General features: G+C 66.2%; 25 protein-coding genes. 9 read left to right on the top strand and 16 right to left on the bottom strand.

All coding sequences use genetic code 11. The features are described 5' to 3' along the window. The first annotated feature begins 69 nt into the window (after positions 1-69). Together ABE473_RS09640 and ABE473_RS09635 are read left to right on the top strand one after the other, a co-directional pair. Positions 70-1,410 carry a sigma-54 dependent transcriptional regulator gene (locus tag ABE473_RS09640; RefSeq protein WP_346489316.1) on the top strand — a complete coding sequence of 447 codons (1,341 nt, stop codon included), beginning with the start codon at positions 70-72 and terminating at the stop codon, positions 1,408-1,410. Next, complete coding sequence (locus ABE473_RS09635; RefSeq protein ID WP_176988119.1) at positions 1,407-2,774, top strand: ATP-binding protein; 1,368 nt, start codon at positions 1,407-1,409, stop codon at positions 2,772-2,774. The genes ABE473_RS09640 and ABE473_RS09635 overlap by 4 nt, the downstream gene beginning before the upstream one ends. A 64-nt stretch (positions 2,775-2,838) precedes the next feature. Here the strand turns inward: ABE473_RS09635 and glmU are convergent, their stop codons facing one another. Continuing rightward, positions 2,839-4,203 carry a bifunctional UDP-N-acetylglucosamine diphosphorylase/glucosamine-1-phosphate N-acetyltransferase GlmU gene (glmU, locus tag ABE473_RS09630; protein WP_346489315.1) on the bottom strand — a complete coding sequence of 455 codons (1,365 nt, stop codon included), beginning with the start codon at positions 4,201-4,203 and terminating at the stop codon, positions 2,839-2,841. A gap of 85 nt (positions 4,204-4,288) precedes the next feature. Between glmU and ABE473_RS09625 the strand changes: the two genes are divergently transcribed. Continuing rightward, positions 4,289-4,672, top strand: coding sequence for a GtrA family protein (locus tag ABE473_RS09625; RefSeq protein ID WP_319211448.1), 384 nt, complete (start codon positions 4,289-4,291; stop codon positions 4,670-4,672). Between the two features lie 85 nt (positions 4,673-4,757). Here the strand turns inward: ABE473_RS09625 and ABE473_RS09620 are convergent, their stop codons facing one another. The 9 genes from ABE473_RS09620 to ABE473_RS09580 all read right to left on the bottom strand — a co-directional run bounded on the left by ABE473_RS09620 (position 4,758) and on the right by ABE473_RS09580 (position 11,954). Further along, positions 4,758-5,180 carry a F0F1 ATP synthase subunit epsilon gene (locus ABE473_RS09620; protein WP_019183637.1) on the bottom strand — a complete coding sequence of 141 codons (423 nt, stop codon included), beginning with the start codon at positions 5,178-5,180 and terminating at the stop codon, positions 4,758-4,760. Positions 5,181-5,295: 115 nt separating this feature from the next. Further along, positions 5,296-6,702, bottom strand: coding sequence for a F0F1 ATP synthase subunit beta (gene atpD / locus ABE473_RS09615; RefSeq protein WP_313209101.1), 1,407 nt, complete (start codon positions 6,700-6,702; stop codon positions 5,296-5,298). A 37-nt stretch (positions 6,703-6,739) separates the two neighbouring features. Next, positions 6,740-7,603 (bottom strand): F0F1 ATP synthase subunit gamma, encoded by an 864-nt coding sequence (atpG, locus tag ABE473_RS09610; RefSeq protein WP_176988116.1) that lies wholly within the window; start codon positions 7,601-7,603, stop codon positions 6,740-6,742. Positions 7,604-7,685: 82 nt separating this feature from the next. Next, positions 7,686-9,233: a F0F1 ATP synthase subunit alpha gene (gene atpA / locus ABE473_RS09605; protein ID WP_176988115.1), complete on the bottom strand. Its 1,548-nt coding sequence runs from the start codon at positions 9,231-9,233 to the stop codon at positions 7,686-7,688. A gap of 44 nt (positions 9,234-9,277) precedes the next feature. Next, complete coding sequence (locus ABE473_RS09600) at positions 9,278-9,805, bottom strand: F0F1 ATP synthase subunit delta (RefSeq protein WP_176988114.1); 528 nt, start codon at positions 9,803-9,805, stop codon at positions 9,278-9,280. A 3-nt stretch (positions 9,806-9,808) separates the two neighbouring features. Continuing rightward, on the bottom strand, positions 9,809-10,279 hold the full coding sequence (locus tag ABE473_RS09595; protein ID WP_019183632.1) for a F0F1 ATP synthase subunit B: 471 nt from the start codon (positions 10,277-10,279) through the stop codon (positions 9,809-9,811). Positions 10,280-10,390: 111 nt separating this feature from the next. Then, complete coding sequence (atpE, locus tag ABE473_RS09590) at positions 10,391-10,693, bottom strand: F0F1 ATP synthase subunit C (protein WP_017354883.1); 303 nt, start codon at positions 10,691-10,693, stop codon at positions 10,391-10,393. A 66-nt stretch (positions 10,694-10,759) separates the two neighbouring features. After that, positions 10,760-11,554, bottom strand: a complete 795-nt coding sequence (gene atpB, locus ABE473_RS09585; protein WP_346489314.1) for a F0F1 ATP synthase subunit A — start codon at positions 11,552-11,554, stop codon at positions 10,760-10,762. A gap of 31 nt (positions 11,555-11,585) precedes the next feature. After that, a complete protein-coding gene (locus ABE473_RS09580) occupies positions 11,586-11,954 on the bottom strand; it encodes a hypothetical protein (protein ID WP_172407534.1) in 369 nt (122 codons plus the stop codon). 537 nt (positions 11,955-12,491) lie between these two features. Here ABE473_RS09580 and ABE473_RS09575 point away from each other — a divergent pair. Continuing rightward, positions 12,492-13,310 carry a hypothetical protein gene (locus ABE473_RS09575; RefSeq protein WP_346489313.1) on the top strand — a complete coding sequence of 273 codons (819 nt, stop codon included), beginning with the start codon at positions 12,492-12,494 and terminating at the stop codon, positions 13,308-13,310. A 347-nt stretch (positions 13,311-13,657) separates the two neighbouring features. Here ABE473_RS09575 and lpdA read toward each other — a convergent pair whose 3' ends face one another. From lpdA to ABE473_RS09555, 4 genes are all read right to left on the bottom strand, one after another. Continuing rightward, on the bottom strand, positions 13,658-15,472 hold the full coding sequence (gene lpdA / locus ABE473_RS09570; protein ID WP_346489312.1) for a dihydrolipoyl dehydrogenase: 1,815 nt from the start codon (positions 15,470-15,472) through the stop codon (positions 13,658-13,660). A gap of 17 nt (positions 15,473-15,489) precedes the next feature. Further along, positions 15,490-16,104, bottom strand: coding sequence for a hypothetical protein (locus ABE473_RS09565; protein WP_346489371.1), 615 nt, complete (start codon positions 16,102-16,104; stop codon positions 15,490-15,492). 29 nt (positions 16,105-16,133) lie between these two features. After that, entirely contained in the window at positions 16,134-17,537 is a 1,404-nt protein-coding gene (gene aceF, locus ABE473_RS09560; protein ID WP_346489311.1) for a dihydrolipoyllysine-residue acetyltransferase, read from the bottom strand. Positions 17,538-17,737: 200 nt separating this feature from the next. Beyond that, positions 17,738-18,259, bottom strand: coding sequence for a DNA-deoxyinosine glycosylase (locus tag ABE473_RS09555; protein ID WP_346489370.1), 522 nt, complete (start codon positions 18,257-18,259; stop codon positions 17,738-17,740). Positions 18,260-18,451: 192 nt separating this feature from the next. Between ABE473_RS09555 and ABE473_RS09550 the strand changes: the two genes are divergently transcribed. The 3 genes from ABE473_RS09550 to glpK all read left to right on the top strand — a co-directional run bounded on the left by ABE473_RS09550 (position 18,452) and on the right by glpK (position 22,272). Beyond that, complete coding sequence (locus ABE473_RS09550) at positions 18,452-19,084, top strand: OmpW family outer membrane protein (protein ID WP_019183623.1); 633 nt, start codon at positions 18,452-18,454, stop codon at positions 19,082-19,084. Between the two features lie 147 nt (positions 19,085-19,231). Further along, positions 19,232-20,725: a glycerol-3-phosphate dehydrogenase gene (gene glpD, locus ABE473_RS09545; protein ID WP_346489310.1), complete on the top strand. Its 1,494-nt coding sequence runs from the start codon at positions 19,232-19,234 to the stop codon at positions 20,723-20,725. A gap of 47 nt (positions 20,726-20,772) precedes the next feature. Next, entirely contained in the window at positions 20,773-22,272 is a 1,500-nt protein-coding gene (gene glpK, locus ABE473_RS09540) for a glycerol kinase GlpK (protein ID WP_346489309.1), read from the top strand. Positions 22,273-22,349: 77 nt separating this feature from the next. Here glpK and ABE473_RS09535 read toward each other — a convergent pair whose 3' ends face one another. Next, on the bottom strand, positions 22,350-23,144 hold the full coding sequence (locus ABE473_RS09535; protein WP_346489308.1) for a MetQ/NlpA family ABC transporter substrate-binding protein: 795 nt from the start codon (positions 23,142-23,144) through the stop codon (positions 22,350-22,352). A 112-nt stretch (positions 23,145-23,256) separates the two neighbouring features. Beyond that, positions 23,257-24,222 (bottom strand): YafY family protein, encoded by a 966-nt coding sequence (locus ABE473_RS09530; protein ID WP_121040104.1) that lies wholly within the window; start codon positions 24,220-24,222, stop codon positions 23,257-23,259. Between the two features lie 90 nt (positions 24,223-24,312). On the opposite strand from ABE473_RS09530, the gene ABE473_RS09525 reads away from it, so the two are divergent. Together ABE473_RS09525 and ABE473_RS09520 are read left to right on the top strand one after the other, a co-directional pair. Continuing rightward, the gene (locus ABE473_RS09525; RefSeq protein WP_346489307.1) at positions 24,313-24,924 is read left to right on the top strand and encodes a hypothetical protein; all 612 of its coding nucleotides are present in this window, start codon (positions 24,313-24,315) and stop codon (positions 24,922-24,924) included. 122 nt (positions 24,925-25,046) lie between these two features. Then, positions 25,047-25,823 (top strand): DUF481 domain-containing protein, encoded by a 777-nt coding sequence (locus ABE473_RS09520; RefSeq protein WP_346489306.1) that lies wholly within the window; start codon positions 25,047-25,049, stop codon positions 25,821-25,823. The last annotated feature ends 82 nt before the right edge of the window (positions 25,824-25,905 follow it).

Here is a 25,905-nt window from a genome sequence, read left to right as displayed (position 1 = left end):
AGGCCCCGCCCTGCACCAGGGCCCACGGCTCCGGTACTCTCTGCCTACTTCCTGGTCCTTCGTTGCCGCATGCCCTCGATCCTGATCATTGACGACAACGCCAGCGTCGGCACCGCACTCGACGTGCTGTTCTCGCTGCACGACATCGACACCCTGCACGCGCTTTCGCCCGAACAGGGGCTGGACCTGCTGGAACAGCAGCCGGTGGACCTGGTGATCCAGGACATGAACTTCACCGAGGACACCACCTCCGGCGAAGAAGGCGAGGCCCTGTTCCAGCAGATCCGCGCCCGCCACCCGGACCTGCCGGTGATCCTGCTGACCGCCTGGACGCATCTCAGCAGCGCGGTCGATCTGGTCAAGGCCGGCGCCGCGGACTACCTGGCCAAGCCCTGGGACGACCGCAAGCTGCTGATCACGGTCAACAACCTGCTGGAGCTCTCCGAAACCCGCCGCGAACTCGACCGCCGCCGCGACCGCGAACAGCGCGACCGTTCCGCGCTGGAGGCGCGCTACGACCTGCGCGGCGCGGTGGTGGCCGACCCGGCCAGCGAGCGCGTGGTCAGCCTGGCCTGCCAGGTCGCACGCTCGGCCCTGCCGGTGCTGATCACCGGCCCCAACGGTGCGGGCAAGGAGAAGATCGCCGAGATCATCCAGGCCAACTCGCTGGTCGCCAAGGGGCCGTTCGTCGCGCTCAACTGCGGGGCGATTCCCGCCGAGCTGATCGAAGCCGAGCTGTTCGGTGCCGAAGCCGGCGCCTACACCGGTGCCAACAAGGCACGCGAAGGCAAGTTCGAAGCGGCCGACGGCGGCACGCTGTTCCTGGACGAGATCGGCAACCTCTCCTCCAGCGGACAGATGAAGCTGCTGCGCGTACTCGAGACCGGCCGCTTCGAGCGGCTGGGCTCCAATCGCGAGCGCCAGGTCAAAGTGCGTGTGATCAGCGCGACCAATGCCGACCTGCCGACGATGATCCGCGACGGCCAGTTCCGCGAGGATCTGTACTACCGCCTCAACACCGTCGAGCTGGCGCTGCCGCCGCTGGCCGAACGGCCCGGCGACATCCTGCCGCTGGCCGAACGCTTCCTGGGCAGTGGCAAGCCGCTGTCCACCGCCGCCGCCACCGCGCTGCAACGCCACCCCTGGCCCGGCAACGTGCGCGAACTGCGCAACGTGCTGCAGCGCGCCGACCTGCTGGCCACCGGCCCGCGCATCGAGGTCGCCGATCTCAACCTGCCGCGCACCGCCGCACCGCGCGCGGCCGCCCCGACGGTGGACCCGGACCGCAGCCGGATCGAGACCGCACTGGCCCACAACCACGGCATCATCGCCCAGACCGCTGCCGAACTCGGGCTCAGCCGCCAGGCCCTGTACCGGCGCATGGACCGCTACGGCATTCCGCGCGAATGAAACGGCGCTCCTTCACCTTCCGGTTGTTCCTGCGCCTGCTGCCGGTGCTGGCACTGGCGGCCGCGTTCCCGTGGTACCTGGCGTACTGGCTGGACCACGGCTGGGCGGTCACGTGCATTTCGGTTGTCGTGCTGCTGGCGCTGATGTGGTGGAGCCTGCGCCGCGCGACGGCGCCGATCCGCTCATTGCTGCGCGCCCTGTCCGGCACCACCAGCAGCTACCGCGACGGCGAATACAACTTCGGCATCTACTGGCCTTCCAATGATGAGCTGGGCGATCTGGTCCAGGCCCACCGCGAACTCGGCGACGTGCTGCGCGCGCAGCGCCAGGACCTTGTCCAGCGCGAGCTGCTGCTGGACACCATGGTGCAGAACACGCCGGTGTCGATGCTGTTGCTGGCCCACGGGGGCGACGGCGTGCAGCGCGTGGTGTTCTCCAACCTGGCCGCGCGCAAGCTGCTGCACAGCGGCTGGAAGCTGGAAGGCCAGCGCATGCACGACGTCATGGCGACGATGCCGATCGAACTGCGCGATGCCATCGCCCGCGGCGGCGACAGCCTGTTCGCCGTGCGCGGCGAAGGCCAGGACAGCGACGATGAGCACGATGAAGATGATGAGCAGATCTACCATCTGTCACGCCGCAACTTCCACCTCAACGGGCGCCCGCACGACCTGCTGCTGATCCGCCTGCTGACCGCCGAACTGCGCCGCCAGGAAGTGCAGACGTGGAAGAAGGTGATCCGGGTGATCAGCCACGAGTTGAACAACTCGCTGGCGCCGATCGCCTCGCTGGCGCATTCCGGTGGCGAGCTGGTCCGGCGCGGCAAGACCGAACGGCTGGAAGAAGTGTTCACCACCATCGAAGAGCGTGCCCGCCACCTGGAAGGATTCATCCGCGGCTATGCGCGCTTCGCCAAGCTGCCGCAGCCGCAGTTGCAGACCGTGCAGTGGAACCTGTTCCTGGGCGGGCTGCAGCACCAGATTCCGTTCCGGATGGCGGAGGTACCCGACGATCTGCAGAGCCGCGTGGACATCGCCCAGCTCGGGCAGGCGCTGCTGAACCTGCTCAAGAATGCCCATGAAGCGTGTGGCGAGGCCGAGCCGCCGAATGACGACGTCGAGGTCCGCCTGACCCGCCTGCCCCAGTGGCTGCGGCTGGAAGTACTGGATCGCGGCAAGGGCATGAACGAGGCGGTGCTTCAGAACGCGCTGATGCCGTTCTACTCGACCAAGCGCAACGGCACCGGGCTCGGTCTGGCGCTGACCCGTGAGATCGTCGAAGCGCATGGCGGCCGCATCTCGCTGCAGAACCGCCGCGAGGGCGGCCTGTGCGTGGCGGTGTTCCTGCCGGCCGACGCCCGGTAGTGCCGGCCGCTGGCCGGCACCGTCGTGGACCCGGGATCGCCTGGTTGCCGGCCAGCGGCCGGCACTACTTCTTGGTGGGGCGCTTCCAGCCGTCGATCGTTTCCTGACGGGCACGGGCGACGGTCAGCTTGTCCGCCGGCGCGCCGCGGGTGATCACCGACCCTGCCGCGACCGTGGCACCTTCCCCGATCACCACCGGCGCGACCAGCGAGCTGTTGGACCCGATGAAGGCGCGGTCGCCGATGGTGGTCTGCGACTTGTTCACGCCGTCGTAGTTGCAGGTGATGGTGCCCGCGCCGATGTTGACCTTGCTGCCGATCACCGCATCGCCCAGATAGGTGAGATGGTTGGCCTTGCTGCCCGCCCCCAGCACCACCTTCTTGGTCTCCACGAAATTGCCCACGTGCGAACCTTCGGCCAGCACGGTGCCGGGCCGCAGCCGGGCGAACGGACCGATGTCCGCCGCGCCTTCGCTGACCACCCCGTCCAGATCGCAGTGCGGCTTGACCACGGTACCGGCGGCCAGGGTGACATCCTTGAGCCGGGTGAACGCGCCGATGCTGACGCCGTCGCCCAGCACCACGCGCCCTTCCAGGATCACGTTGACGTCGATCTGCACGTCGCTGCCGACGGTGACCGTGCCGCGGACATCCAGCCGTGCCGGGTCCAGCACGCGTGCGCCCTGCGCGCACAGCGCCCGCACTTCACGCAGCTGCCAGGCACGCTCCAGCTGGGCCAGCTGCCAGGGATCGTTGGCGCCCTCGGCGTCCTGCGGCTCCTGCACGAAGGCCATCTCGGCCGGGGTGTAATCGCTCGCCGCCGCGGCAAAGATGTCGGTCAGGTAGTACTCGCCCTGCGCATTGGCATTGGAGAGCTGCGACAGCCAACGACGCAGTGCGGTCGATTCGGCGGTGATGATGCCGGTGTTGATGGTACGGATGCTGCGCTGTTCGTCGCTGGCATCCTTCTGCTCGACGATCGCGCCCACCTTGCCCTCCGCATTGCGCACGATGCGGCCGTAACCGGTCGGGTCGGCAACCTCGGCCACCAGCACGGCCAAGCGGCCCGGCTGCGACAACAGGTGGCGCAGGGTCTCGGCGCGGATCAGCGGCACGTCGCCGTAGAGCACCAGCACGGTCGCCGCATCGGGCACCTCCGGCATCGCCTGCAGTACGGCATGGCCGGTGCCCAGCTGCTGGCCCTGCTCGGCCCAGCGCAGGTCGGGCTGGTCGGCGAACGCCTGCCGGACCGCTTCGCCGCCATGGCCGTACACCACGTGGATCGCTTCGGGCTGCAGCTGACGCGCGGTGTCGATGACGTGGGCGAGCATCGGGCGCCCGGCGATGGGCTGCAGCACCTTGGGCAGGGCTGATTTCATGCGCTTGCCGGCACCGGCGGCCAGGATGATCACGTGCAGGGGCTGGGTCATGGGTAAATCACGTTCCGGGAATCGTTGAGGGGAATTCTAGTGCGACGCTCGTTAACATGTGGGATTGTCCGCACCCGGATTTCCCGTGAGTCTCCTCCGCCAAGGCAGCAGCTACCTCGTCGTCGGCCTGGTCCAGCTGGTCGTGGACTGGGCGGTGTTCGTGGCCGCCACCGCACTCGGCATGCCGGCCGCCCCGGGCAATCTGCTCGGGCGCGTGAGCGGGATGCTGCTCGGCTTCTGGCTCAACGGCCGCTACACGTTCGCCCGCGATGGCGAGCACCGCCTGGGCTGGCCCCGGTTCGTGCGCTTCCTGCTGCTCTGGGCGGTATTGACCGCGATCAGCACGCTGCTGGTGACGCTGGCGGCCGAACACCTGGGGCTGCGCTATGCGTGGCTGGCCAAGCCGCTGGTCGAAGGCGGACTGGCCGGTCTGTCGTTCCTGCTGATGCGGAGCCTGATCTTCCGCTGATCCGGCGTACCGGGAGGCAGGCGAAAAAAAACGCCGGCAAGCCGGCGTTTTCCCCTTCGCGGAAGGCGCCGTCGCGCCGCGCCGCTTAGTGCTTGAGGTTCTTGCGCAGGCGCTCCAGCGCCTGCAGCTGGGCGGACACTTCCGCCAGGCGCTGCTGCGCTTCGGCCACTTCCATTGCTTCACCACGGTTGGCCAGGATGCGCTCGGCCTCTTCCTTGGCCTTGCGGACCGAGGCTTCGTCGATGTCCTGCGCACGAATCGCGGTGTCGGCCAGCACGGTCACGACCTGCGGCTGCACTTCGAGAATGCCGCCGGAGATGGCGAAGTCGATCTGCTCGCCGCTCGGCGTGGTCACCACCACCTTGCCCGGCTTCAGCCGGGTGATCAGCGGGGCGTGCTTGGGCGCGATGCCCAGCTCACCCAGCTCACCGGTGGCCACGACCAGGGTCGCCTCACCACGGAAGATTTCCTGCTCGGCGCTGACGATGTCGCAACGGATGGTGCTCATGAAACTCTTCTCGCTTTAGGGCGGGCGTGGGCCCACCGCAGGATGTCCTCAGCGGTGGGCATGCGCCCACCCCGTGTGACGCGTCGGGACGGGCATCTCGCCCGTCCCTGCCGCATCAGGCCTTCTCAGCCATCTTCTTGGCCTTCTCGACCGCTTCTTCGATGCTGCCGACCATGTAGAACGCCTGTTCCGGCAGGTGGTCGTATTCGCCATCGACGATGGCCTTGAAGCCACGGATGGTGTCCTTCAGCGACACGTACTTGCCCGGCGAGCCGGTGAACACTTCGGCCACGTGGAACGGCTGGCTGAAGAAGCGCTCGATCTTGCGGGCGCGGGTCACGGCCTGCTTGTCTTCTTCGGACAGTTCGTCCATGCCCAGGATCGCGATGATGTCCTTCAGTTCCTTGTACTTCTGCAAGGTCTGCTGGACGCGCTGGGCGGTGTCGTAATGCTCGTGGCCGATGACCAGCGGATCCATCTGGCGGCTGGTCGAGTCGAGCGGATCCACGGCCGGGTAGATACCCAGCGAGGCGATCGAACGCGACAGGGTCACGGTCGAATCCAGATGGGCGAACGTGGTGGCCGGCGACGGATCGGTCAAGTCATCGGCGGGCACGTAGACGGCCTGGATCGAGGTGATCGAGCCATTCTTGGTCGAGGTGATGCGCTCCTGCAGGACGCCCATTTCCTCGGCCAGGGTCGGCTGGTAACCCACGGCCGACGGCATGCGGCCCAGCAGCGCCGACACTTCGGTACCGGCCAGGGTGTAGCGGTAGATGTTGTCGACGAACAGCAGCACGTCCTTGCCCTTGCCGTTTTCGTCCTTCTCATCGCGGAAGTACTCGGCCATGGTCAGGCCGGTCAGCGCAACGCGCAGACGGTTGCCCGGCGGCTCGTTCATCTGGCCGTACACCATCGCGACCTTGTCCAGGACGTTGGAGTCCTTCATCTCGTGGTAGAAGTCGTTGCCCTCACGGGTACGCTCACCCACGCCGGCGAACACGGACAGACCGCTGTGCGCCTTGGCGATGTTGTTGATCAGTTCCATCATGTTGACGGTCTTGCCGACGCCGGCGCCGCCGAACAGGCCGACCTTGCCGCCCTTGGCGAACGGGCACATCAGGTCGATGACCTTGATGCCGGTTTCCAGCAGCTCGGTGGCCGGGGACTGGTCTTCGTACGACGGGGCCGAACGATGGATTTCCCAGGTGTCGCTGGCGGTGACCGGACCGGCTTCGTCGATCGGGCGACCCAGCACGTCCATGATGCGGCCCAGCGTGCCCGCGCCGACCGGCACCGAGATGGCGCGTTCGGTGTTGGTGGCGACCAGGTTGCGCTTCAGGCCGTCGGTGGAGCCCAGCGCGATGCAACGGACCACGCCGTCACCGAGCTGCTGCTGCACTTCCAGCGTGATTTCGGTGTTGTCCACCTTCAGCGCGTGGTACACCTTCGGCACCGACTCGCGGGGGAATTCGACGTCGACGACGGCGCCGATGATCTGAACGATCTTGCCCTGACTCATTGCTGCAATCCTCTAATGTGTGCTTTGACTGTGCGCGTCAGACTGCTGCCGCGCCGCCGACGATTTCGGAGATTTCCTGGGTGATCGCTGCCTGGCGCGCCTTGTTGTAGACGAGCTGCAGGGTACCGATCAGCTTGTTCGCGTTGTCACTGGCCGACTTCATCGCGACCATGCGGGCTGCATGCTCGGACGCGACGTTTTCCAGCACGGCCTGGTACACCAGCGACTCGACGTAACGCGTCATCACGTGCTCGAGCACGGTCGCGGCGTCGGGTTCGTACAGGTAGTCCCAGTCGTGATGCGCGACCTGCTTCTCAGCGGCCGGCAACGGCAGCAGCTGATCGAAGCTGGCCTTCTGCGTCATCGTGTTGATGAAGCGGTTGTAGACCAGGTAGACGCGGTCGACCTTGCCATCGGTGAAGGCATCGAGCATGACCTTGATCACGCCGATCAGCTGTTCCAGGTGCGGCACATCGCCCATGTGGGTGACGGTGCCGACCATGTTGACCTTGACGCGGCGGAAGAAGGTCGAGGCCTTCTGGCCGACGGTGACCACGTCGATGTCGGCGCCCTTGTCCTGCCACTGGCGCATTTCGCCCAGCATCTTGCGGAACAGGTTGTTGTTCAGGCCGCCCGCCAGACCGCGGTCGGAAGAGACCACGATGTAACCGACGCGCTTGACCTCGTCACGCTGGACCAGGAACGGATGCTGGTAGTCGGTGCTGGCCTGGGCCAGGTGACCGATCACCTGCTTCATCGCCTGCGCATACGGACGCGACGTCTTCATCCGCTCCTGCGCCTTGCGGATTTTGGAGGCCGAGACCATTTCGAGCGCACGCGTCACCTTGCGGGTGTTCTGCACGCTCTTGATCTTGGTTTTGATTTCGCGTCCGCTTGCCATCTCTTCTTCCCGTAGAGCGGGGCTCTGCCCCGCTGCCATTCAACGGTGAAGCGAGGCCGTCAGGCCCCGCCACACATGCGGCTTACCAGCTGCCGGTGGTCTTGAACTCGGTGATGCCCTTCTTGAAGGCAGCTTCGATGTCGTTGTCCCAGCCGCCGGTCGCGTTGATCTTGCTGATCAGCTCGCCCTGGGTGTTGGCGAAGTGGGCATGCAGACCTTCTTCCAGCGCCAGCAGCTTGTTGACCGGCACGTCGTCGAGGTAACCCTCGTTGACGGCGTAGATCGACAGCGCCTGGTTGGCGATGGACATCGGGGCGTACTGCTTCTGCTTCATCAGCTCGGTGACGCGCTGACCGCGCTCGAGCTGCTTGCGGGTGGCTTCGTCCAGGTCCGAGGCGAACTGCGCGAACGCCGCCAGCTCACGGTACTGGGCCAGCGAGATACGGATGCCGCCGGACAGCTTCTTGATGATCTTGGTCTGGGCCGCACCACCGACGCGCGACACCGAGATACCGGCGTTCACGGCCGGGCGGATGCCGGAGTTGAACAGATCGGTTTCCAGGAAGATCTGGCCATCGGTGATCGAGATCACGTTGGTCGGCACGAAGGCCGAGACGTCACCGGCCTGGGTTTCGATGATCGGCAGCGCGGTCAGCGAGCCGGTCTTGCCCTTGACGGCGCCGTTGGTGAACTTCTCCACATACTCTTCCGACACGCGGGCAGCGCGCTCGAGCAGGCGGGAGTGCAGATAGAACACGTCACCCGGGTAGGCTTCACGGCCCGGCGGACGCTTCAGCAGCAGCGAGATCTGGCGGTAGGCAACGGCCTGCTTGGACAGATCGTCGTACACGATCAGGGCGTCTTCGCCGCGGTCCATGAAGTACTCACCCATGGTGCAGCCCGAGTAGGCGCTGATGTACTGCATCGCGGCCGATTCGGACGCGGTCGCAGCGACCACCACGGTGTGCGCCAGTGCGCCGTTCTCTTCCAGCTTGCGCACGATGTTGGCCACGGTCGAGGCCTTCTGGCCGATCGCGACGTACACGCACTTGATGCCGGTTTCTTTCTGGTTGATCACCGCATCGATGGCCAGGGCGGTCTTGCCGGTCTGGCGGTCACCGATGACCAGCTCGCGCTGGCCGCGGCCGATCGGGATCATCGAGTCGACGGACTTGTAACCGGTCTGCACCGGCTGGTCGACCGACTTGCGCCAGATCACGCCCGGGGCAACGCGCTCCACCGGCGCGGTGGCCTTGGCCGCGATCGGGCCCTTGCCGTCGATCGGCTCGCCGAGCGCGTTCACGACGCGGCCCAGCATTTCCGGACCGACCGGCACTTCCAGGATGCGACCGGTGGTCTTGGCAACGTCGCCTTCGCGGAGGTTCTGGTAATCACCCAGCACCACGGCGCCGACCGAGTCGCGCTCCAGGTTCAGGGCCAGAGCGAAGGTGTTGTTCGGCAGTTCGATCATTTCGCCCTGCATCACGTCGGCCAGACCGAAGATGCGCACGATGCCGTCGGACACGCTGGTCACGGTGCCTTCGTTGCGCGATTCCGCGGCCAGCTTGACCTTCTCGATGCGGTTCTTGATCAGTTCGCTGATTTCGGAGGGGTTGAGCGTGGTTGCCATCGTCAAGTCCTAGTGCCGGCGATCACGCCGGACGTTAAATGAATTCAGTTAGCGAGCGCGGTCTGCAGGCGCGACAGCTTGCCCTTGAGCGAGCCATCGATGACCACATCGCCAGCGTCGATCACGGCACCGCCGATCAGCGACGCGTCGACCGCGGTCGTCACATCCACCTCGCCGCCGAAGCGCTTGCGCAGCGCGGCCTTGATGGCGTCCAGTTCGGCGCCGGACAGTTCGGTGGCCGAGGTCACCGTGGCCTTGACCACGTGTTCGGCTTCAGCGCGCAGCTGGTCGTACATGCCGGCGATTTCCGGCAGCAGCGGCAGACGGTGCGCATTGGCCAGGATGGCCAGGAAGCGACCGAAGGTCTCGCTGGACGATTCCGGCACCAGCAGCGCGACGGCATCGTCGCGGTCCAGTTCCGGGTTCGACAGCAAGGCCGCCACGCGCGGGTCGGCAGCTACGTGGGCGGAGAACGCAAGCGCGTCCGACCACGGCGCGAACGTGCCTTCGTCGCGCGCGGTCGCGAACGCGGCGCGGGCATACGGGCGTGCAAGCGTGAGGGCCTGGCTCATCGATCAGATCTCCGAGGCCAGCTCGTCGAGCAGCGCCTTGTGGGCGTTGGCGTCGATTTCGCGCTTGAGCAGCTTTTCGGCACCGCTCACGGCGAGCGCGGACACCTGCTTGCGCAGATCTTCACGGGCACGGTTGGCGGCAGCTTCGATCTCGGCGTGGGCCAGGTCTTTCTGGCGGTTGGCTTCGACGATGGCTTCATTCTTGGCGGCATCAACGATCTGGTTGGCGCGTGCGTGGGCCTGATCGATGATCTCGTTGGCCTTGGTGCGCGCATCCTTCAGTGCATCGTTGACCTTTTCCTGCGCCTGGGCCAGATCCTTCTGGCTGCGGTCGGCAGCGGCGAGGCCTTCAGCGATCTTCTGCTGACGCTCTTCGATGGCGTTCATCAACGGCGGCCAGATCTTGGTCGCGATGATCCAGATCAGACCGGCAAACGCCAGTCCCTGGGCAACGAGGGTAAAACCGATATCCATGGGGTTCGCTCAATCGGGGGTGACGGGGTGGATGGGCCGCCGTGGCGGCGCATCCGATCCTTCATCCGCGATCAGGCGCACAAGGCGCCTGATCGTTTCGCTGTTGCTGGATTAACCAGCAACCTGCGGCAGGCGTGCAACGAACTCGCCGATCATCGGGTTGGCGAAGGCCAGCAGCAGGCCGACGGCGACCGAGATGATGAACGCGGCGTCGATCAGGCCGGCGGTGATGAACATGCGGACCTGCAGAACCGGAATCAGTTCCGGCTGACGGGCAGCCGATTCCAGGAACTTACCGGCCATGATGGCCAGACCGAGACCGGCACCCAGCGCGGCCAGGCCGATCATGATGCCGACGGCGAGGACGGTGGAGCTCTGGACTTGGGCGAGGTTGGTCAGGACGGCGAAGTACATGGTTTTCTCCTGGAACTTTGAATAGCTAAGGGTTTAGAAACAAACGGATGAAGGGTGAAGCGAAACTCAGTGAGCGTCTTCCGACAGGCTCAGGTACACGATGGACAACATCATGAAGATGAACGCCTGCAGCGGAATCACCAGCAGGTGGAACAGCATCCAGCCCAGGCCGAATGCACCGCCCGCGATGGCACCGGCGATACCCGCACCGCCCAGCACCCAGATCAGCAGGAAGACGATTTCGCCGCCGAACATGTTGCCGAACAGTCGCATCGCCAGCGAAATCGGCTTGCTCAGCCACTCGACGATGTTGAGGATCAGGTTGAACGGCAGCATCCATTTGCCGAACGGCGCGGTCAGGAATTCCTTGGTGAATCCACCCAGGCCCTTGGAGCGCAGCGCGAAGAACAGCATCAGGAAGAACACGCTGATCGACATGCCCAGGGTGGCATTGACGTCGGCGGTCGGGACCGGCTTCCAGTACGGCACGCCGAGGGCTTCCAGCGGCATGGCGATGAAGTCGGCCGGGATCATCTTGATGAGATTCATCATGAGGATCCAGAAGAACAGGGTGATCGCGATCGGGGTCACCAGCTTGCTGGTGCCGTGATAGGTGTCCTTGGCCTGGCGGTCAACGAACTCCAGGCAGATCTCGACGAACGCCTGCCACTTGCCCGGGACGCCGGCAGTCGCCTTGCGGGTTGCCATCCAGAAGCCAAACACCATCAACAGACCCATCAGGACCGAAGTCACAATGGTGTCGACGTGAATTGCCCAGAAACCACCTTCCTGCATATGGAACGTCAGGTTGTGCAGGTGATGTTGGATGTAGGAGGTGGGTGTCAGCGCCTCGCCTGCCATGTGTCCGGAACCTTGAGTTAAATAAATTGGATCAGCGCCTGGCCAGAGCCAGGACCTGGAACATCAATCCGACGGCGATACCGGCCAGCAGCGCCAATGCAGGCAGCTTGAAGACCAGGAACCCCACCATCAGGACGCCGAATACGAGCACCCACTTTGCCACCACCGCCAGGATCAGGCGGGTCATCGCCGAGCCCGCCGCCTGCACCCCGCCGCCGAGCGCCATCCGCGCGGCGACCCAGCCGGCTGCAGAAACCGCCACACCGGAGAGCAGCGCCCCCAGAGCGGCCTTCGGGCCTCCCCACAGCAGCAGGGCAAGAGCCAGGACAGCCACTGCAGCGAGCGGGTAAACCGCTGCGCGCAGCATCAGTCGCCGACCCGCGTCAACGGAGTTCAGCACGTGAATGTCCTGCATGGTTGTGAGTAGAAAGGCCGAGGCCGCAAGCAAACGCCTCGTCGAGCCGCCAAATTATAGCAATGGGACAATTTGAGAGACAACCGCTGCCTGTTCATCCCGGATGTAAGCCCGCCGTTGGGGCCTCCCGCGCACCTGTGCCACCTGCGGTCCAATCGGTTTGCGCAGGAGCAGCGCGATGCGGCAGTGCAACATGTTGAACTTTGGCCCCTTGCCCCGGTCGGATCCATGAGCCTGCCGTTGAATCCTCGTCGGCGTCCCGCGAGCGGGCTGGTACAGGGTGGCCCCGAAGCCCTCTCCGGGGCCACCCTCTTTTTTCGGGCCGGCGCGGCGTCGCGGCCGGACAGGGTCGCCGTGGCCCGCGGGTAACGGTAATCCGCCCCGAAAACGGCCACCGCACGGACCTGCGGTCCGGCCGCGCGCATGAACGGTACACACAGCCTCCACCATACCTTCACGAATGGTGGACGTCGCAGTGGGCAATGTGACGCCACATCACTAGAACCACCGCAAGGACCCCCGATGCGCCCGATGCTCTCCCTGCTTGCCGTGCCAGTCGCTCTGGCCGCACTTTCCTACGCCGCTCCGTCCCATGCTGCCGAAGGCGACGACCGTTTCGCGCTTCGCCTGGGTGCGATGCAGATTGATTCGGACAACACGATCCGCGGCAACACCAACATCGCTGGCCAGGATGTGGGCTTCTCCGAAGATTTCGGCCTGGGTGGCAAGGAATGGGAGCCGCGCGTGGACGGCATGTTCCGCATCAGCAACCGCCAGCGCCTGCTGTTCAACTACTTCAAGTACGACAAGGATCGCCGCGAGACGCTCGACGAGGGCGTGAGCTTCGGCGACACCAACGTGCCGGCCGGCAGCTTCATCAAGGGTGAGCTGAAGTACCAGGTCGCCAGCCTGGTGTACGACTACTCGGTGGTGGACACCGACACGTTCGACCTCGGCCTGCAGTTGGGTGCGGAGTACGCGAAGGTCAGCACCAAGGCCTACGCCGATGTCGGCGATCTGTACCAGGGCGAGTTCCTGGACGAGAAGGCCGACGGTGTTGCGCCGGTGGTCGGTGCCCGCCTGAGCTTCACCCCGTCCGAGAAGTGGATGATCACGCTCCAGGGCCAGTACCTGAACACCAAGTGGGGCAACTTCGACGATTACGACGGTGATCTGAGCCGCGCCAATGCGATCGTCGATTACCGCTTCACCAAGAACTTCGGTGTGTTCGCCGGCTACGACTGGTTCAAGCTGGACGTCGACCAGAGCGGCAGCGATGGCACGATCGGTCTGAAGCAGGAGTTCAAGGGTCCGGTCGCAGGCGTCAGCTTCGTCTTCTAAGCCCTTCGCACTGCCTCTCTCCAAGCGCGGCCTCCGGGAAATCGGGGGCCGCGTTTTTTGTGCGCTTAGGGTTTAAGGGCGGCTTGGTCGAGTGGCGGGCACGGATACCCTGTCGGGCGAATGTCCCCCGGCGACGGCCTGTGGCCGTCACCTCCTCCTTGATTTCGCCCCACAGGGTATCCGTACCCGCCCAGCAAGAATCCCAGCGACTGCTTGGAGAAGCACATCGGGTCAGCGCTTCGGTGCGCAGGCCGAGTCCAAGCGATGCTGCATCGCCGACAACAACTACAAAAAACCCCGGCTTTCGCCGGGGTTTTTGCGTCGATGTCACCACCAACGGTGGTGACCTACTTCTTCTTCGGCATGTACAGATCGGTGATCGTGCCGTCGTAGATTTCCGCGGCCATCGCCACCGATTCGCTCAGCGTCGGATGCGCGTGGATGGTGTGGCCGATGTCTTCGGCCTCCGCACCCATCTCGATCGCCAGGCCGATCTCGGCCAGCAGGTCGCCGGCGTGCACGCCCACGATCGCGCCACCGATGATGCGGTGGGTTTCTTCGTCGAAGATCAGCTTGGTGAAGCCCTCGGTACGACCGATGCCGATCGCACGGCCGCTGGCGGCCCACGGGAACTTGGCCACGCCGACCTTCAGGCCCTTGGCCTTGGCTTCGGTTTCGGTCACGCCGACCCACGCGATTTCCGGATTGGTGTAGGCCACCGACGGAATCACGCGCGCCACCCATTCCTTCTTCTCGCCGGAAGCCACTTCCGCGGCCAGCTTGCCCTCGTGCGTGGCCTTGTGCGCCAGCATCGGGTTGCCGACGATGTCGCCGATCGCAAAGATGTGCGGCACGTTGGTGCGCATCTGGCGGTCGGCCGGGATGAAGCCACGGTCGGTGACCTGCACGCCGGCCTTCTCGGCATCGATCTTTTTGCCGTTCGGCGAGCGGCCCACCGCGACCAGCACGCGGTCGAAGGTGCTGGCGTCCAGACCCGGCTTTTCGCCCTCCACCGCGGCTTCGAAGGACACGGTGATGCCGGCCTTGTCCGCCTTGACGTCGGTCGCCTTGGTCTTCAGGTGGACCTCCACGCCCTGCTTCTTGAGGCGATCGGCCAGCGGCTTGACCAGGTCCTTGTCGGCGCCCGGCATCAACTGGTCCATGAACTCGACCACGGTCACCTTGCTGCCCAGCGCCGCATACACCGTCGCCATTTCCAGGCCGATGATGCCGCCACCGACCACCAGCAGCGAACCCGGCACTTCGGCCAGCTCCAGCGCATCGGTGGAGTCCATGACGCGCTTGTCGTCCCACGGGAAGTTCGGCAGCTTCACTGCCTGCGAACCGGCGGCGATGATGCACTGCTCGAAACGCAGCAGCTGGGTCTTGCCGTCGTCGCCGACGATCTCCAGCTCGTTGGCCGAGACGAACTTCGCCAGGCCCTGCACGGTGCGCACCTTGCGCTGCTTGGCCATGCCGGCCAGGCCCTTGGTCAGCTGGGTGACCACCTTTTCCTTGTAGCTGCGCAGCTTGTCCAGGGTGATGGTCGGCTTGCCGAACTCGACGCCGAAATCACCGGCGTGGGCGACTTCGTCGATCACCGCGGCCGCATGCAGCAGCGCCTTGGACGGGATGCAGCCCACGTTGAGGCAGACGCCGCCGAGGCTGGCGTAACGCTCGACCAGCACGGTGTCCACGCCCAGGTCGGCCGAACGGAAGGCGGCGGTGTAACCGCCCGGGCCTGCGCCCAGCACCACCATTTTGCATTCGATGTCGGCCGGCTTGCCCGAGGACAGCGCCGGCTGCGGCGCGGCCGGTTCGACCGGGGCGCGGTGCGACGGGGTCACCGGCGGCTTGCTGGCCGGGGCGGCCTCGGCCTTCGGCGCTTCCGCCTTGGCCGGCGCGGCAGGCGCGGCGGCCTCGCCTTCGGCGTCCAGCACCAGCACGACGTCGCCTTCGGAGAGGTTGTCGCCGAGCTTGACCTTGATTTCCTTGACCACACCGGCGGCCGACGACGGCACTTCCAGCGTTGCCTTGTCCGATTCCAGCGTGACCAGACCCTGGTCCTTCTTCACCGTGTCACCCACGGCGACCAGCAGTTCGATCACCGGGACACCGCTGTAATCGCCGATGTCGGGAACCTTGATTTCAATTGCGGCCATTCGTGTTCTCCTGGTGCTCAGCCGGCCTTGCCGCCGAGCAGTTGCTGCAGTTCGTCGAGCGACTCGTCCAGATCTTTCCAGCGACGGTCGAGCTTCTTTTCCTTGGTGTCGCTGGCTTCGATCAGCAGCGCCACCTGTTTCATCATCAACCGGCCCGCACCGCACTCCGGCCGGGTGCCGCTGTAACGCTGGCCATCCACGGTGAAGGACAGCACGTCAGCGTCCAGCACCGGCGCCTTGCGGTCGCCCGGCACCTGCGCGGCCAGCGCGGCCTGCCAGCTGTGCAGCAGCCGCTGCGCCAACGGCGCCGGGATGCTGACCTGGTACTGGTCCGGCTGCTGGTCCACACGCAGTTCCACGCCGCCCTGGCGGGTGCCGCTGTTCCAGCTGTAGACGCGCTTGTCGGCCCGGCTGTAGCGCAGGGTCCATGCCTGGTCCCCGGGACCGGGCAGCAGCGCCACGCCGGTCTCCACGCCACTCTTGGGCAGGCTGACCAGCGACAACGCCGGCTGCGCGTTGCCGTCGAACAGGGTTTCCACTGCCTGGCCGTAGTTGCCGACCGCCGGTGGCCAGCCATGGCCCAGGTCGGACGCGCATTCGCGCGCGCCCGCCTGCGCCATCGGCAGCGCCATCAGCAGCCCGGCCAGGACCAGGCCCTGCTTCACAGCAGGACGCGCCGCATGTCGGCCAGCACCTGCGAGAGGTAGGTGGTGAAGCGGGCGGCCAGTGCGCCGTCGATGACGCGATGGTCGTAGCTCAGCGACAGCGGCAGCATCAGCTTCGGGGCGAATTCCTTGCCGTTCCAGACCGGCTGGATCGACGACTTGGACACGCCCAGGATCGCTACTTCCGGTGCATTGACGATCGGAGTGAACGCGGTGCCACCGATGCCGCCCAGCGAGCTGATCGAGAAGCAGCCACCGCTCATGTCGGCCGGGCCGAGCTTGCCGTCACGGGCCTTCTTGGCCAGTTCGCCGGATTCCTGCGCGATCTGCACCACACCCTTCTTGTCGACGTCGCGGATCACCGGCACGACCAGGCCGCTCGGCGTATCGGCCGCGAAACCGATGTTGAAGTACTTCTTCAGGGTCAGGTTCTCGCCGCTGGCATCCAGCGAGGCGTTGAACTCCGGGAACTTCTTCAGCGCCGCGGCGCTGGCCTTGACCAGGAAGGCGAGCATGGTCAGCTTGATGCCGGCCTTCTCGTTTTCCTTGTTCAGCGCAACGCGCAGGGCTTCCAGCTCGGTGATGTCGGCCTGTTCGAACTGGGTGACATGCGGAATCATCGCCCAGTTGCGGGCCAGGTTCGCGCCGGAGATCTTCTTGATCCGGGACAGCGGCTGGACCTCGACCTCACCGAACTTGCTGAAGTCGACCTTCGGCCAGGGCAGCAGATTGAGACCGCCACCGGCCGCCACGGTACCGCTGGCAGCCGCACCGCCGCCGGCCAGGGCCGACTTGACGAACTTCTGTACGTCGGACTTGGTGATGCGGCCACCCTTCTCGGTGCCGCTCAGCTGGTTCAGGTCCACGCCCAGCTCGCGGGCGAACACGCGCACGGCCGGCGACGCGTAGGGCACCTTCTGCGGCAGCACGCTGTCGGCGTTGAAGGCGACCGGCGGGCTGGTCGGCGAGCCACCCGACGGAGCAGCGGCGGCCGGGGCCGGCTGGGTCGGCTTGGCGGCCGACTGCTCGATATCACGGGCGGCCAGCTTGTCCGGCTCAGCCTGGGTGGCGACCGGCTCGACCTTGGTCGCGGTCTCGGCGGCTTCCGCCTTGGCGGCCGGGGCCGGCGCAGCAGCAGCGGCCGGCGCGGCGGCCTCTTCGCTGACTTCGATCAGGGCCACGAGCTTGCCCTCGGAGAGGTTGTCGCCGATCTTGACCTTGATTTCCTTGACGATGCCCGCCACCGAGGACGGCACTTCCATCGTGGCCTTGTCCGATTCCAGCGTCACCAGACCCTGGTCTTTCTTGACGGTATCTCCAACGGCGACCAGCACCTCGATTACCGGGATATCGCTGTAGTCACCGATATCGGGGACAAGTGCTTCCTTGATTTCGGCCATGGGGAAAACTCCGGCAATCTGGTGTAGGGAATCGCCTATTGTGGGGGCTTCGCGCGCCAGCGCCAACCGGCTTGGCGAATTTTCAGCGCCGCTGTCCCGGGACAGGCTGTTGCAGGCATCTGCTTTGGCCGGATTCGGCTTCGCGCAGCGCAAAGCGGAATTTTCCAGTCGGTACCGTATTGTCCGCGGCTGTCCCCGCCTCAGCGCCGCACCGCGTCGGCCAGCGGTTGCCATGCCTGCGTCAGCCGGGGCAATGGCCAGGCCGCGTTGGCCGGGCTGGTGGAAGGCAGCGACCAGACCGGCAGCGCCTGCGCCGGGCCGATCAGCGCCGGGGCAATGAACCGCTGGAACGCGCGGTACGCGGTTCCCCCATTGCAGGCGATCGCACGCAGCGCGGGCAACTCTTCGATCAGTGCACTCAACGCATTGGGCACTTCACTGCCCCGCACGATCGACGCATCCAGGCTGCCGCGCCGCTCACATTGTCCGATCACGTCCCACACGCCCACGCCGGCCGTGTTCAGTGCGCGCACGCGATCCGGATAAGGAAGCGTTGCGTCGATCCCGCACACCACGGCCATCAGCGGCCAGAACCGATTGCGCGGATGGGCGTAGTACTGCGCGGCCTGCAGCGATGCCACGCCCGGCATCGAACCGAGGACCAGCACGCGGCAGTCGGCGTTCAGCTGCGCAGGAAAGCCGATGCACGTTGTTGTTTCCATCACACCGTCACCAGATGCATGAATGCCAAGCGTTGCATGATGGCCCGTAATTACAGCGGTTTCGCACTGATCGCTGAATGGAAACAACTAAATTTTAACGTGCGTCGGATGCGATTCATATTGCGGGGACTACGGTTGCCTCGCCCCACAACACCGGGGCCCAGAACAAAAACATCCTGAGGAGATTCCCCCATGCGCTCCATCCGTACCCTGACCCTGGCTACCCTGACTGCTCTTGCTTTTGCGCCGGCTGCTTTCGCGCAGGACAGCACTGTTGATACCGCATCCGGCAAGCACTTCGCCGTGGTCGGCGGCGTCTCGCTGCTGCAGCCGAAGAACGATCCGCTCGATGGCGTGCGCAAGGTGGACGGCGGCCCGGCCCCGACCCTGAGCTTCAGCTACTACATCAACGACAACTGGGCCGTGGAACTGTGGGGCGCAGCCGACAAGTTCGACCACCGCGTGCGCGGCACCGATGGCGCCCGCTTGGGCACCGTCGAGCAGCAGCCGATCGCGCTGAGCGGCCAGTACCACTTCGGCCAGGCCGACAACGTGTTCCGTCCGTTCGTGGGCGCCGGTTACTACGAGTCCAACTTCAGCAATGAAGACCTCGCCAGCGACATCGGCCACATCGGCGTCAAGACCGCCAAGGGCGCGATCGGCACCGTCGGCGTGGACATGAACATCAACAGCACCTGGTTCGCCCGCGCCGATGCCCGCTACATGCATTCGCGCCCGGAGCTGACCGTCAACGGCGAAGGCACCGGCGACAAGGCCAAGCTGGATCCGTGGACCGTGGGCTTCGGCATCGGCGCGCGCTTCTAAGCACGCCGTTCCGCACCATGCAGTACGCACAACGGGCCCCTCGCGGGCCCGTTGTCGTTGTGGGGCCGCGATCTTCATCGGGCGTTGCCGGCCGCTGGCCGAGACTGGATCCCACGACGGACCCCGCCGGTCCGCCCCGGGGAGCCGATGCGCGAATCCTTCGACATGCTGGTGGTGGGCGGCGGCATCAACGGCGCCGGCATCGCGCGGGATGCTGCCGGGCGGGGCCTCTCGGTGTGCCTGTGCGAGCAGGATGATCTGGCTGCCCACACCTCCAGCGCCAGCACCAAGCTGATCCATGGCGGCCTGCGTTATCTGCAGCAGGGCGAGTTCGCCCTGGTGCGCAAGGCGCTCAACGAGCGCGAGACACTGCGCCGGCTGGCACCCCATCTCATCGCGCCCACCACGTTCGTGCTGCCGCATGCGCGCCATCTGCGCCCGGCGTGGATGCTGCGTGCCGGCCTGTGGCTGTATGACCACCTCGGGCAGGCCAATCCTCATTTCCCGCCGTCGCAGCGCATCGACCTGCAGCACGACCCGCGTGGTGCGGGGCTGCAGGCGAGCTACCGGACCGGTTTCACCTATGCCGATGCGCGCGTCAACGACGCGCGGCTGGTGCTGCTCAACGCACGCGATGCACATGAGCGCGGCGCCGACATCCGCACACGCACCCGCTGCGAACAACTGATCCGCCACCGCGACCATTGGTGGGCCGTGCTGCGCCGTACCAATGGCGATGTGCAACGGATCCGTGCCCGCTGCGTGGTCAACGCGAGTGGCCCGTGGGCCGGCACGGTGCTGGAACGCGCGGGGCTGGATGCGCCGCTGGGGCTGCGCCTCGTGCAGGGCAGCCACCTGGTGGTGCCGCGGCTGTTCGCACACGACAGCGCCTACCTGTTCCAGCAACCCGACCAGCGCGTAGTGTTCGCGATCCCCTTCGAACAGGATTTCACGCTGATCGGCACCACCGATACCGATTACGACGGCGACCCGGCGCAGGTGCGGCCCCGCGCCGACGAGGAGGCGTATCTGCTCGATGCGGTGAACCGCTTCGTCCGCCTCCCGGTGCGCGCCGAGGACATCGTCTGGCGCTACAGCGGGGTGCGCCCGCTGCTGGCCGACCATCACCGGGATGCGTCGCGGGTCACCCGCGACTACCGGCTGGAACTGGACACCGCCGGCGCGGTGCTGCTGAGCGTACTCGGCGGCAAGCTCACCACCTACCGCGCATTGGCCGAGGAAGCACTTGGGCGCCTCTCGCCTTCGCTGCCGGAGATGGGGCCGGCGTGGACGGCCGGTGGACCGCCGCTGCCGGGTGGCGATGGCGGTGATGCCGCCCAGGTGGCGGGCACGTTGCAGCACGACCACCCTCGCCTGCCGCCTGCCCTGCTGCAGCGCCTGGCCAGCAGCTATGGCACCCGTGCGCGTGAGTTCCTGGCGGGGGCGCAGACGCTCGAGGCGCTGGGCCAGGACCACGGCGGCGGCCTCCACGACCGCGAACTGGACTACCTCATCGCGCACGAATGGGCCTGCACCGCCGACGACGTGCTGTGGCGCCGCAGCCATCTCGGCCTGCGCCTGGATGCCGGCCAGCACGCGGCATTGGCGGCCACCCTGCAGGCGCGCGTTTCGATGCCGTAGGCTGTATCTCTGTCACGCCTCACGGCATCGATCCCACGGAGCAGACCATGGACAAGCACTACGTGCTCGCCATCGACCAGGGCACGACCAGCTCGCGCGCCCTCCTGTTCGACCGCGCCGGGCGCGTCGCCGGCAGCGCGCAGCGCGAGTTCACCCAGATTTTCCCGCAGCCGGGCTGGGTCGAACATGACCCGCGCGAGATCCTGACCAGCGTCTACACCACGATCACCGAGCTGCTGAACCGGTACCAGGTCGACCCGCGCACGATCGCCGGCATCGGCATCACCAACCAGCGCGAGACCACCGTGGTCTGGGACAAGGCCACCGGCCAGCCCATCCACAACGCGGTGGTATGGCAGTCACGGCAGAGCCACGCGATCTGCGAGCAGCTCAAGGCCGCCGGCCACGAGCCGCTGATCCGGCGCAGGACCGGGCTGTTGATCGATGCGTATTTCTCGGCAACCAAGATCCGCTGGATCCTCGATCACGTCGAGGGCGCGCAGTCGCGGGCCGAACGCGGCGAACTGCTGTTCGGCACCATCGACAGCTGGTTGATCTGGAACCTCAGTGGCCGCCAGGCGCACGTCACCGACGTCACCAATGCCGCGCGCACGCTGCTGTTCGACATCCATGCACTGCAGTGGGACGACGAGCTGCTGGCGCTGTTCAACATCCCGCGCGCGATGCTGCCGCAGGTGCGCAGCTCCAGCGAGGTATATGCCACCACCCAGGCGCAGTTCTTCTTCGATCAGCATCTGCCGATCGCCGGCATCGCCGGCGACCAGCAGGCCGCGCTGTTCGGCCAGGCATGCTTCGAACCGGGCATGGCCAAGAACACCTATGGCACCGGCTGTTTCATGCTGATGAACACCGGGGACAAGGCCGTTACTTCCGAAAATGGCCTGCTCACCACCATCGCCTGGGGCATCGATGGACGCGTGGAGTACGCGCTGGAAGGCTCGATCTTCGTCGCCGGCTCGGTCGTGCAGTGGCTGCGCGATGGGCTGCGCATGTTCGGCAAATCCAGCGACTGCCAGGCCTACGCCGAGCGTGCCACCGACAACGGCGGTGTGTATCTGGTGCCGGCCTTCGTCGGGCTGGGTGCACCGTACTGGCGCAGCGATGTCCGCGGCGCGATGTTCGGCCTGACCCGCGGCACCACCAAGGAGCATTTCATCCGCGCTGCGGTGGAATCGATGGCCTACCAGACCCGCGACGTGCTGGCGGCGATGCAGGCCGATGCGGGGATCAAGCTGAAGGAACTGCGCGCCGACGGCGGTGCGATCGCCAATGACTTCATGGCGCAGTTCCAGAGCGACATCCTGGGCGTGCCGGTGCTGCGCCCGCAGGTGGCCGAGACCACCGCGCTGGGCGCCGCCTACCTGGCCGGCCTGGCCACCGGGTTCTGGAGCAGCCGGGCGGAGATCGCCGACCAATGGGCGGTGGACCGACGCTTCACCCCGCAGATGCCGGCGGACCAGCGCGAGGCGCTGTACGCCGGCTGGCAGCAGGCGGTGGACGCGACGATGGGGTTCCGCGTGGGGTGACGCCCGGGGCCGAGCGTAGGTCGGCGGTCATGCCCATCGGTAGGAGCCGACCGTTGGTCGGCTCGCGCAGGTGCCGGTCAGAATGCCGGGAGGACGGCACCCTTGTACTTCTCGGCGATGTAGGCCTTCACTTCCGGACCGGTCAGGGCCTTGGCCAGCTGCTGCACGCGGGCGTCGTCCTTGTTGTCAGGACGCGCGACCAGGAAGTTCACGTACGGCGAATCCTTGCTTTCGATCGCCAGCGCGTCTTCGGTCGGGTTGAGCCCGGCATCGAGCGCGTAATTGGTATTGATCAGGGCCAGGTCGACCTGGTCCAGCACGCGCGGCAGCATCGCCGAGTCCAGCTCGCGGAACGTGAGCTGCTTCGGGTTGGCGATGATGTCGCGCTGGGTGGCCAGTGCGTTGGTCGGATCCTTCAGCGTGATCACACCCGCCTTGTGCAGCAGGATCAGCGCGCGGCTGTTGTTGCTCGGGTCGTTGGGGATCACCACATCGGCACCGTTGGGCAGCGCATCCAGTGATTTGAAACGACGCGAGTACGCACCGAAGGGCTCGATGTGCACGCCGATCACCTTGACCAGGTCGGTCTTGCGGTCGCGGTTGTACGCGTCGAGGTACGGTTCGGTCTGGAAGTAGTTCACGTCGACCTGCTTCTGCACCAGCTGGTCGTTGGGCTGCACGTAGTCGTTGAACACGCGCACCTCCAGGGTCAGGCCTTCCTTCTCCAGGATCGGCTTGACCACGGCGAGGATCTCGGCGTGCGGCACGGCGGTCGCGGCCACCACCAGCTTCTTGGAGTCGTTGGCCGGCTTGCCGCAGGCGGCCAGGGCCAGCGAGGCGGCGAGCAACGGGAGCAGCAGGTACTTTTTCATGGGGGCAGCGGAATCCGTAAGGGCAGCAACGCCCCACGATACCGCACGCCCCGGCCCTTGCGGAATCCGGGCATATGACCCCACGGCATGAGCCGATGCCGGCCCGGCCGGCTTACTCGTAGCTGGTCAGCGCCAGCGCCAGCAGCGCCTTGGCCTGTTCGCGCAACATCACCGGCTCGACGATTTCCGCGTCCGAGCCGTAGTGCAGGACGTCCATCAACAGCTCGCGCGAGACGCTGTAGGGCAGTTTGAGTTCGTACCGGCCATCGGGCAGGAAGCGGCCCTGCTGCTTGGAATGCCAATGCTCATCGGCCACCCAGCGCGCGGCCTTGGCACTGAACACGATCGTGGCCCAGCCCTTGGGCGGACCGGAGAAGATGCCGTAGCTGGCGCCGAGCTGCTCGTCCAGCTCGGTCTCGTCCACGTCGCGCGCGGTGGTATCGATCACGCGAGCCTTGTAGATGCGGTCCACCGCGAAGCTGCGCAGGCCCTCGCGGCCGTGGTCCCAGGCATCCAGGTACCAGTTGTCGCGGTAATGCGTCATGCGCTGCGGCGACACGGTGCGCTGGGTCGCCTCGTCGGTGGAGCGGGCCCGGTACTCGAACGCCAGCTGCTTGCGTTCCAGCACCGCCGAGGCCACCGCGCGGAAACTGGCTTCATCGAACTTGCGGCCGCGGTGCGGGATGACCCGGACCCGGTCGACCGGCCAGGTCGAGACGCCGGCCTGTGCCGCCAGCAGGCCTTCGATACGCTGCTGCAACGGGGCCAGCACCGAAGACAGCACGCCCCCGCCGGTGCGCGAGAGCAGGTGCTGGGAGGCCAGCAGCGCGTGCAGTTCTTCCGAGCTGAGCCACAGGCCCGGCAGCTCGAAGCGGTCGCTTTCGTCGGCCTGGTAGCGGAATCCCGCCTCGCCATCGCCTTCCACCGGGGCCATCAGCGCATCGCGCAGGAAGGCCAGGTCGCGGTAGACAGTCGCGCGGGAACACTCCAGTTTTTCCTGCAGTGCCGCCACCGTTACCGGATAACGAGCGGACTTGAGCAGGCGATGCAGGGCGTTGATGCGTTCATATCGGTCCATGACCCGATTATGTCCGAGTCGCCGTCGTTGTGGCGGCTTCGGCGACATCTTCGGCTATCGTGGGGGCCCCATCGCCTGCTGCTGCCCGTCATGCGCCTGTTGCCCGCCCTTGCCCTGTCCGCCGCCGCCCTGCTGTCGGGGGGCTGTGAGCGCACTGAAACGCCCGCGGCCAGCGTACCTGCTGCGACGTCACCGGCCGCCGACCCGGTCGGCACCGTGCTGGCCGCCAGCCAGCGCTTCGGCCAGCTGCGCAGCTTCCACGCGGTGATGAAGATGCAGGGCCCGCGCGCGCTGGAAGCGCAGATGGACTACGTGGCCCCGGACCGCTACCGGCTGATCACCGACGATGGCCCACAGACGATCATCGGCGGCACCTTCTTCCTCCAGCGCGCCGGCGAAGTGCGCCAGGTCCCGGTGCCAGAAGGGATGCTGGCCCAGTGGCGCAATCCGCTGCCGGCGGATCTGGAGCCGGCGCAGCTGCAGGTGCGCGACCTCGGCGAAGAACGCGCCGGCGGCCAGCGCGCCCACAAATACGAGGTGCGCCACGCGACCGCCGCGCCCGATGGCCTGCTCTACTGGGTCAATGCGCAGGGCCTGCCGGTGCAGATCGAACGCAAGGGCCAGACCAACGGGCAGCCGTTCCGGATCACCGTGACCTACTCGCGCTTCGACGACGCCTCGCTGCGGATCGACGTTCCCTGAACAGGGATCAAGGCCGAACGGGCCCTAAAGCCGGGGCCCGCCGCCGAATGTGACGCAGAACGCATCAAGTATCATCCCCCCCTTGTTGTCCCTCCCCCTTGTCCGATCACGGAGAACCGTTGATGTCCCTGCGCGTTTCGTTGCTTGTTCCCCTGCTGCTCTGCGCCCCGGCGGTTTATGCACAGGACGTTGCCGAACTGGCGGCGATGACCTCCCCCTGGAGCGGCAGTGGCGGTGAACTGGGCTTTGCCTCGGCCCGTGGCAACAGCAATACCGAGAGCTTCAACGGTCGTCTGCGCCTGCGCTACACCGACGACGACTGGGTGCACAGCATGGACCTGTTCGGCCTGCGCTCGCGCTCGGAGTACACCGATACCAACGACGACGGCACCACCATCCGCCGCCGCAACACCACCGCCAACCGCTACACCGGCAGTGCCGGCAGCGCGCTGCAGCTGGGCGAACACCGCCAGATCACCGCCACGCTGCGTTACGAGCGCGACGATTTCGCCACCTACGACCGCCAGAGTTCGTTCGGTCTCGGTTACGGCACCCGGATCATCGACAGCGAACGCTTCTACATGGACGCGCAGATCGGCCCCGGTGTGCGCCGCACCCACAACACCGAAGACGATGCGACCCGCACCGGCCTGATCGGCCGTGGCCTGTTCGATCTCAAGTACACGCTGACCCCGAACACCGATCTGGTCAACACGCTGCTGGTCGAATCGGGTTCGTACAACACCTTCGCGCAGAACGATTTCGGCGTGTCGGTGAGCATGAACGAGCACCTGGCGCTGAAGGCCGGCTGGCAGGCGCGCCACAACAGCGACGTCGCCGAAGACAAGCGCAAGACCGACACGCTGACCACCATGAACGTGGTCTACAAGTTCAAGTAATCGCCGCGGGCGCCTGTGCGCCCGCCGTCGTGATGTAGTGCCGGCCGCTGGCCGGCATTCCGGGTCGCGCAAGGTTCCCGGG

Source organism: Stenotrophomonas sp. TWI700 (genome assembly GCF_039673645.1).
In the GTDB taxonomy this organism is placed as follows: domain Bacteria; phylum Pseudomonadota; class Gammaproteobacteria; order Xanthomonadales; family Xanthomonadaceae; genus Stenotrophomonas; species Stenotrophomonas maltophilia_AA.
The sequence above is the reverse complement of the archived record's forward strand: the minus strand, read 5'-3'. Positions and strand labels throughout refer to the sequence as shown.

Excerpts from the sequence above, each read along its gene's own strand:
- ABE473_RS09595 (WP_019183632.1), bottom strand. The coding sequence starts at position 10,279 with ATGGATATCGGTTTTACCCTCGTTGCCCAGGGACTGGCGTTTGCCGGT.
- atpA (WP_176988115.1), bottom strand. The coding sequence starts at position 9,233 with ATGGCAACCACGCTCAACCCCTCCGAAATCAGCGAACTGATCAAGAAC.
- atpD (WP_313209101.1), bottom strand. The coding sequence starts at position 6,702 with ATGAGTCAGGGCAAGATCGTTCAGATCATCGGCGCCGTCGTCGACGTC.
- ABE473_RS09600 (WP_176988114.1), bottom strand. The coding sequence starts at position 9,805 with ATGAGCCAGGCCCTCACGCTTGCACGCCCGTATGCCCGCGCCGCGTTC.
- ABE473_RS09555 (WP_346489370.1), bottom strand. The coding sequence starts at position 18,259 with ATGGAAACAACAACGTGCATCGGCTTTCCTGCGCAGCTGAACGCCGAC.
- atpG (WP_176988116.1), bottom strand. The coding sequence starts at position 7,603 with ATGGCAAGCGGACGCGAAATCAAAACCAAGATCAAGAGCGTGCAGAAC.
- ABE473_RS09530 (WP_121040104.1), bottom strand. The coding sequence starts at position 24,222 with ATGGACCGATATGAACGCATCAACGCCCTGCATCGCCTGCTCAAGTCC.
- aceF (WP_346489311.1), bottom strand. The coding sequence starts at position 17,537 with ATGGCCGAAATCAAGGAAGCACTTGTCCCCGATATCGGTGACTACAGC.
- ABE473_RS09635 (WP_176988119.1), top strand. The coding sequence starts at position 1,407 with ATGAAACGGCGCTCCTTCACCTTCCGGTTGTTCCTGCGCCTGCTGCCG.
- ABE473_RS09535 (WP_346489308.1), bottom strand. The coding sequence starts at position 23,144 with ATGAAAAAGTACCTGCTGCTCCCGTTGCTCGCCGCCTCGCTGGCCCTG.
- ABE473_RS09520 (WP_346489306.1), top strand. The coding sequence starts at position 25,047 with ATGTCCCTGCGCGTTTCGTTGCTTGTTCCCCTGCTGCTCTGCGCCCCG.
- atpB (WP_346489314.1), bottom strand. The coding sequence starts at position 11,554 with ATGGCAGGCGAGGCGCTGACACCCACCTCCTACATCCAACATCACCTG.
- ABE473_RS09565 (WP_346489371.1), bottom strand. The coding sequence starts at position 16,104 with ATGGCGCTGCCGATGGCGCAGGCGGGCGCGCGCGAATGCGCGTCCGAC.
- ABE473_RS09525 (WP_346489307.1), top strand. The coding sequence starts at position 24,313 with ATGCGCCTGTTGCCCGCCCTTGCCCTGTCCGCCGCCGCCCTGCTGTCG.
- ABE473_RS09620 (WP_019183637.1), bottom strand. The coding sequence starts at position 5,180 with ATGAGCACCATCCGTTGCGACATCGTCAGCGCCGAGCAGGAAATCTTC.
- atpE (WP_017354883.1), bottom strand. The coding sequence starts at position 10,693 with ATGTACTTCGCCGTCCTGACCAACCTCGCCCAAGTCCAGAGCTCCACC.
- ABE473_RS09575 (WP_346489313.1), top strand. The coding sequence starts at position 12,492 with ATGCGCCCGATGCTCTCCCTGCTTGCCGTGCCAGTCGCTCTGGCCGCA.
- ABE473_RS09640 (WP_346489316.1), top strand. The coding sequence starts at position 70 with ATGCCCTCGATCCTGATCATTGACGACAACGCCAGCGTCGGCACCGCA.
- glmU (WP_346489315.1), bottom strand. The coding sequence starts at position 4,203 with ATGACCCAGCCCCTGCACGTGATCATCCTGGCCGCCGGTGCCGGCAAG.
- glpK (WP_346489309.1), top strand. The coding sequence starts at position 20,773 with ATGGACAAGCACTACGTGCTCGCCATCGACCAGGGCACGACCAGCTCG.
- ABE473_RS09550 (WP_019183623.1), top strand. The coding sequence starts at position 18,452 with ATGCGCTCCATCCGTACCCTGACCCTGGCTACCCTGACTGCTCTTGCT.
- glpD (WP_346489310.1), top strand. The coding sequence starts at position 19,232 with ATGCGCGAATCCTTCGACATGCTGGTGGTGGGCGGCGGCATCAACGGC.
- lpdA (WP_346489312.1), bottom strand. The coding sequence starts at position 15,472 with ATGGCCGCAATTGAAATCAAGGTTCCCGACATCGGCGATTACAGCGGT.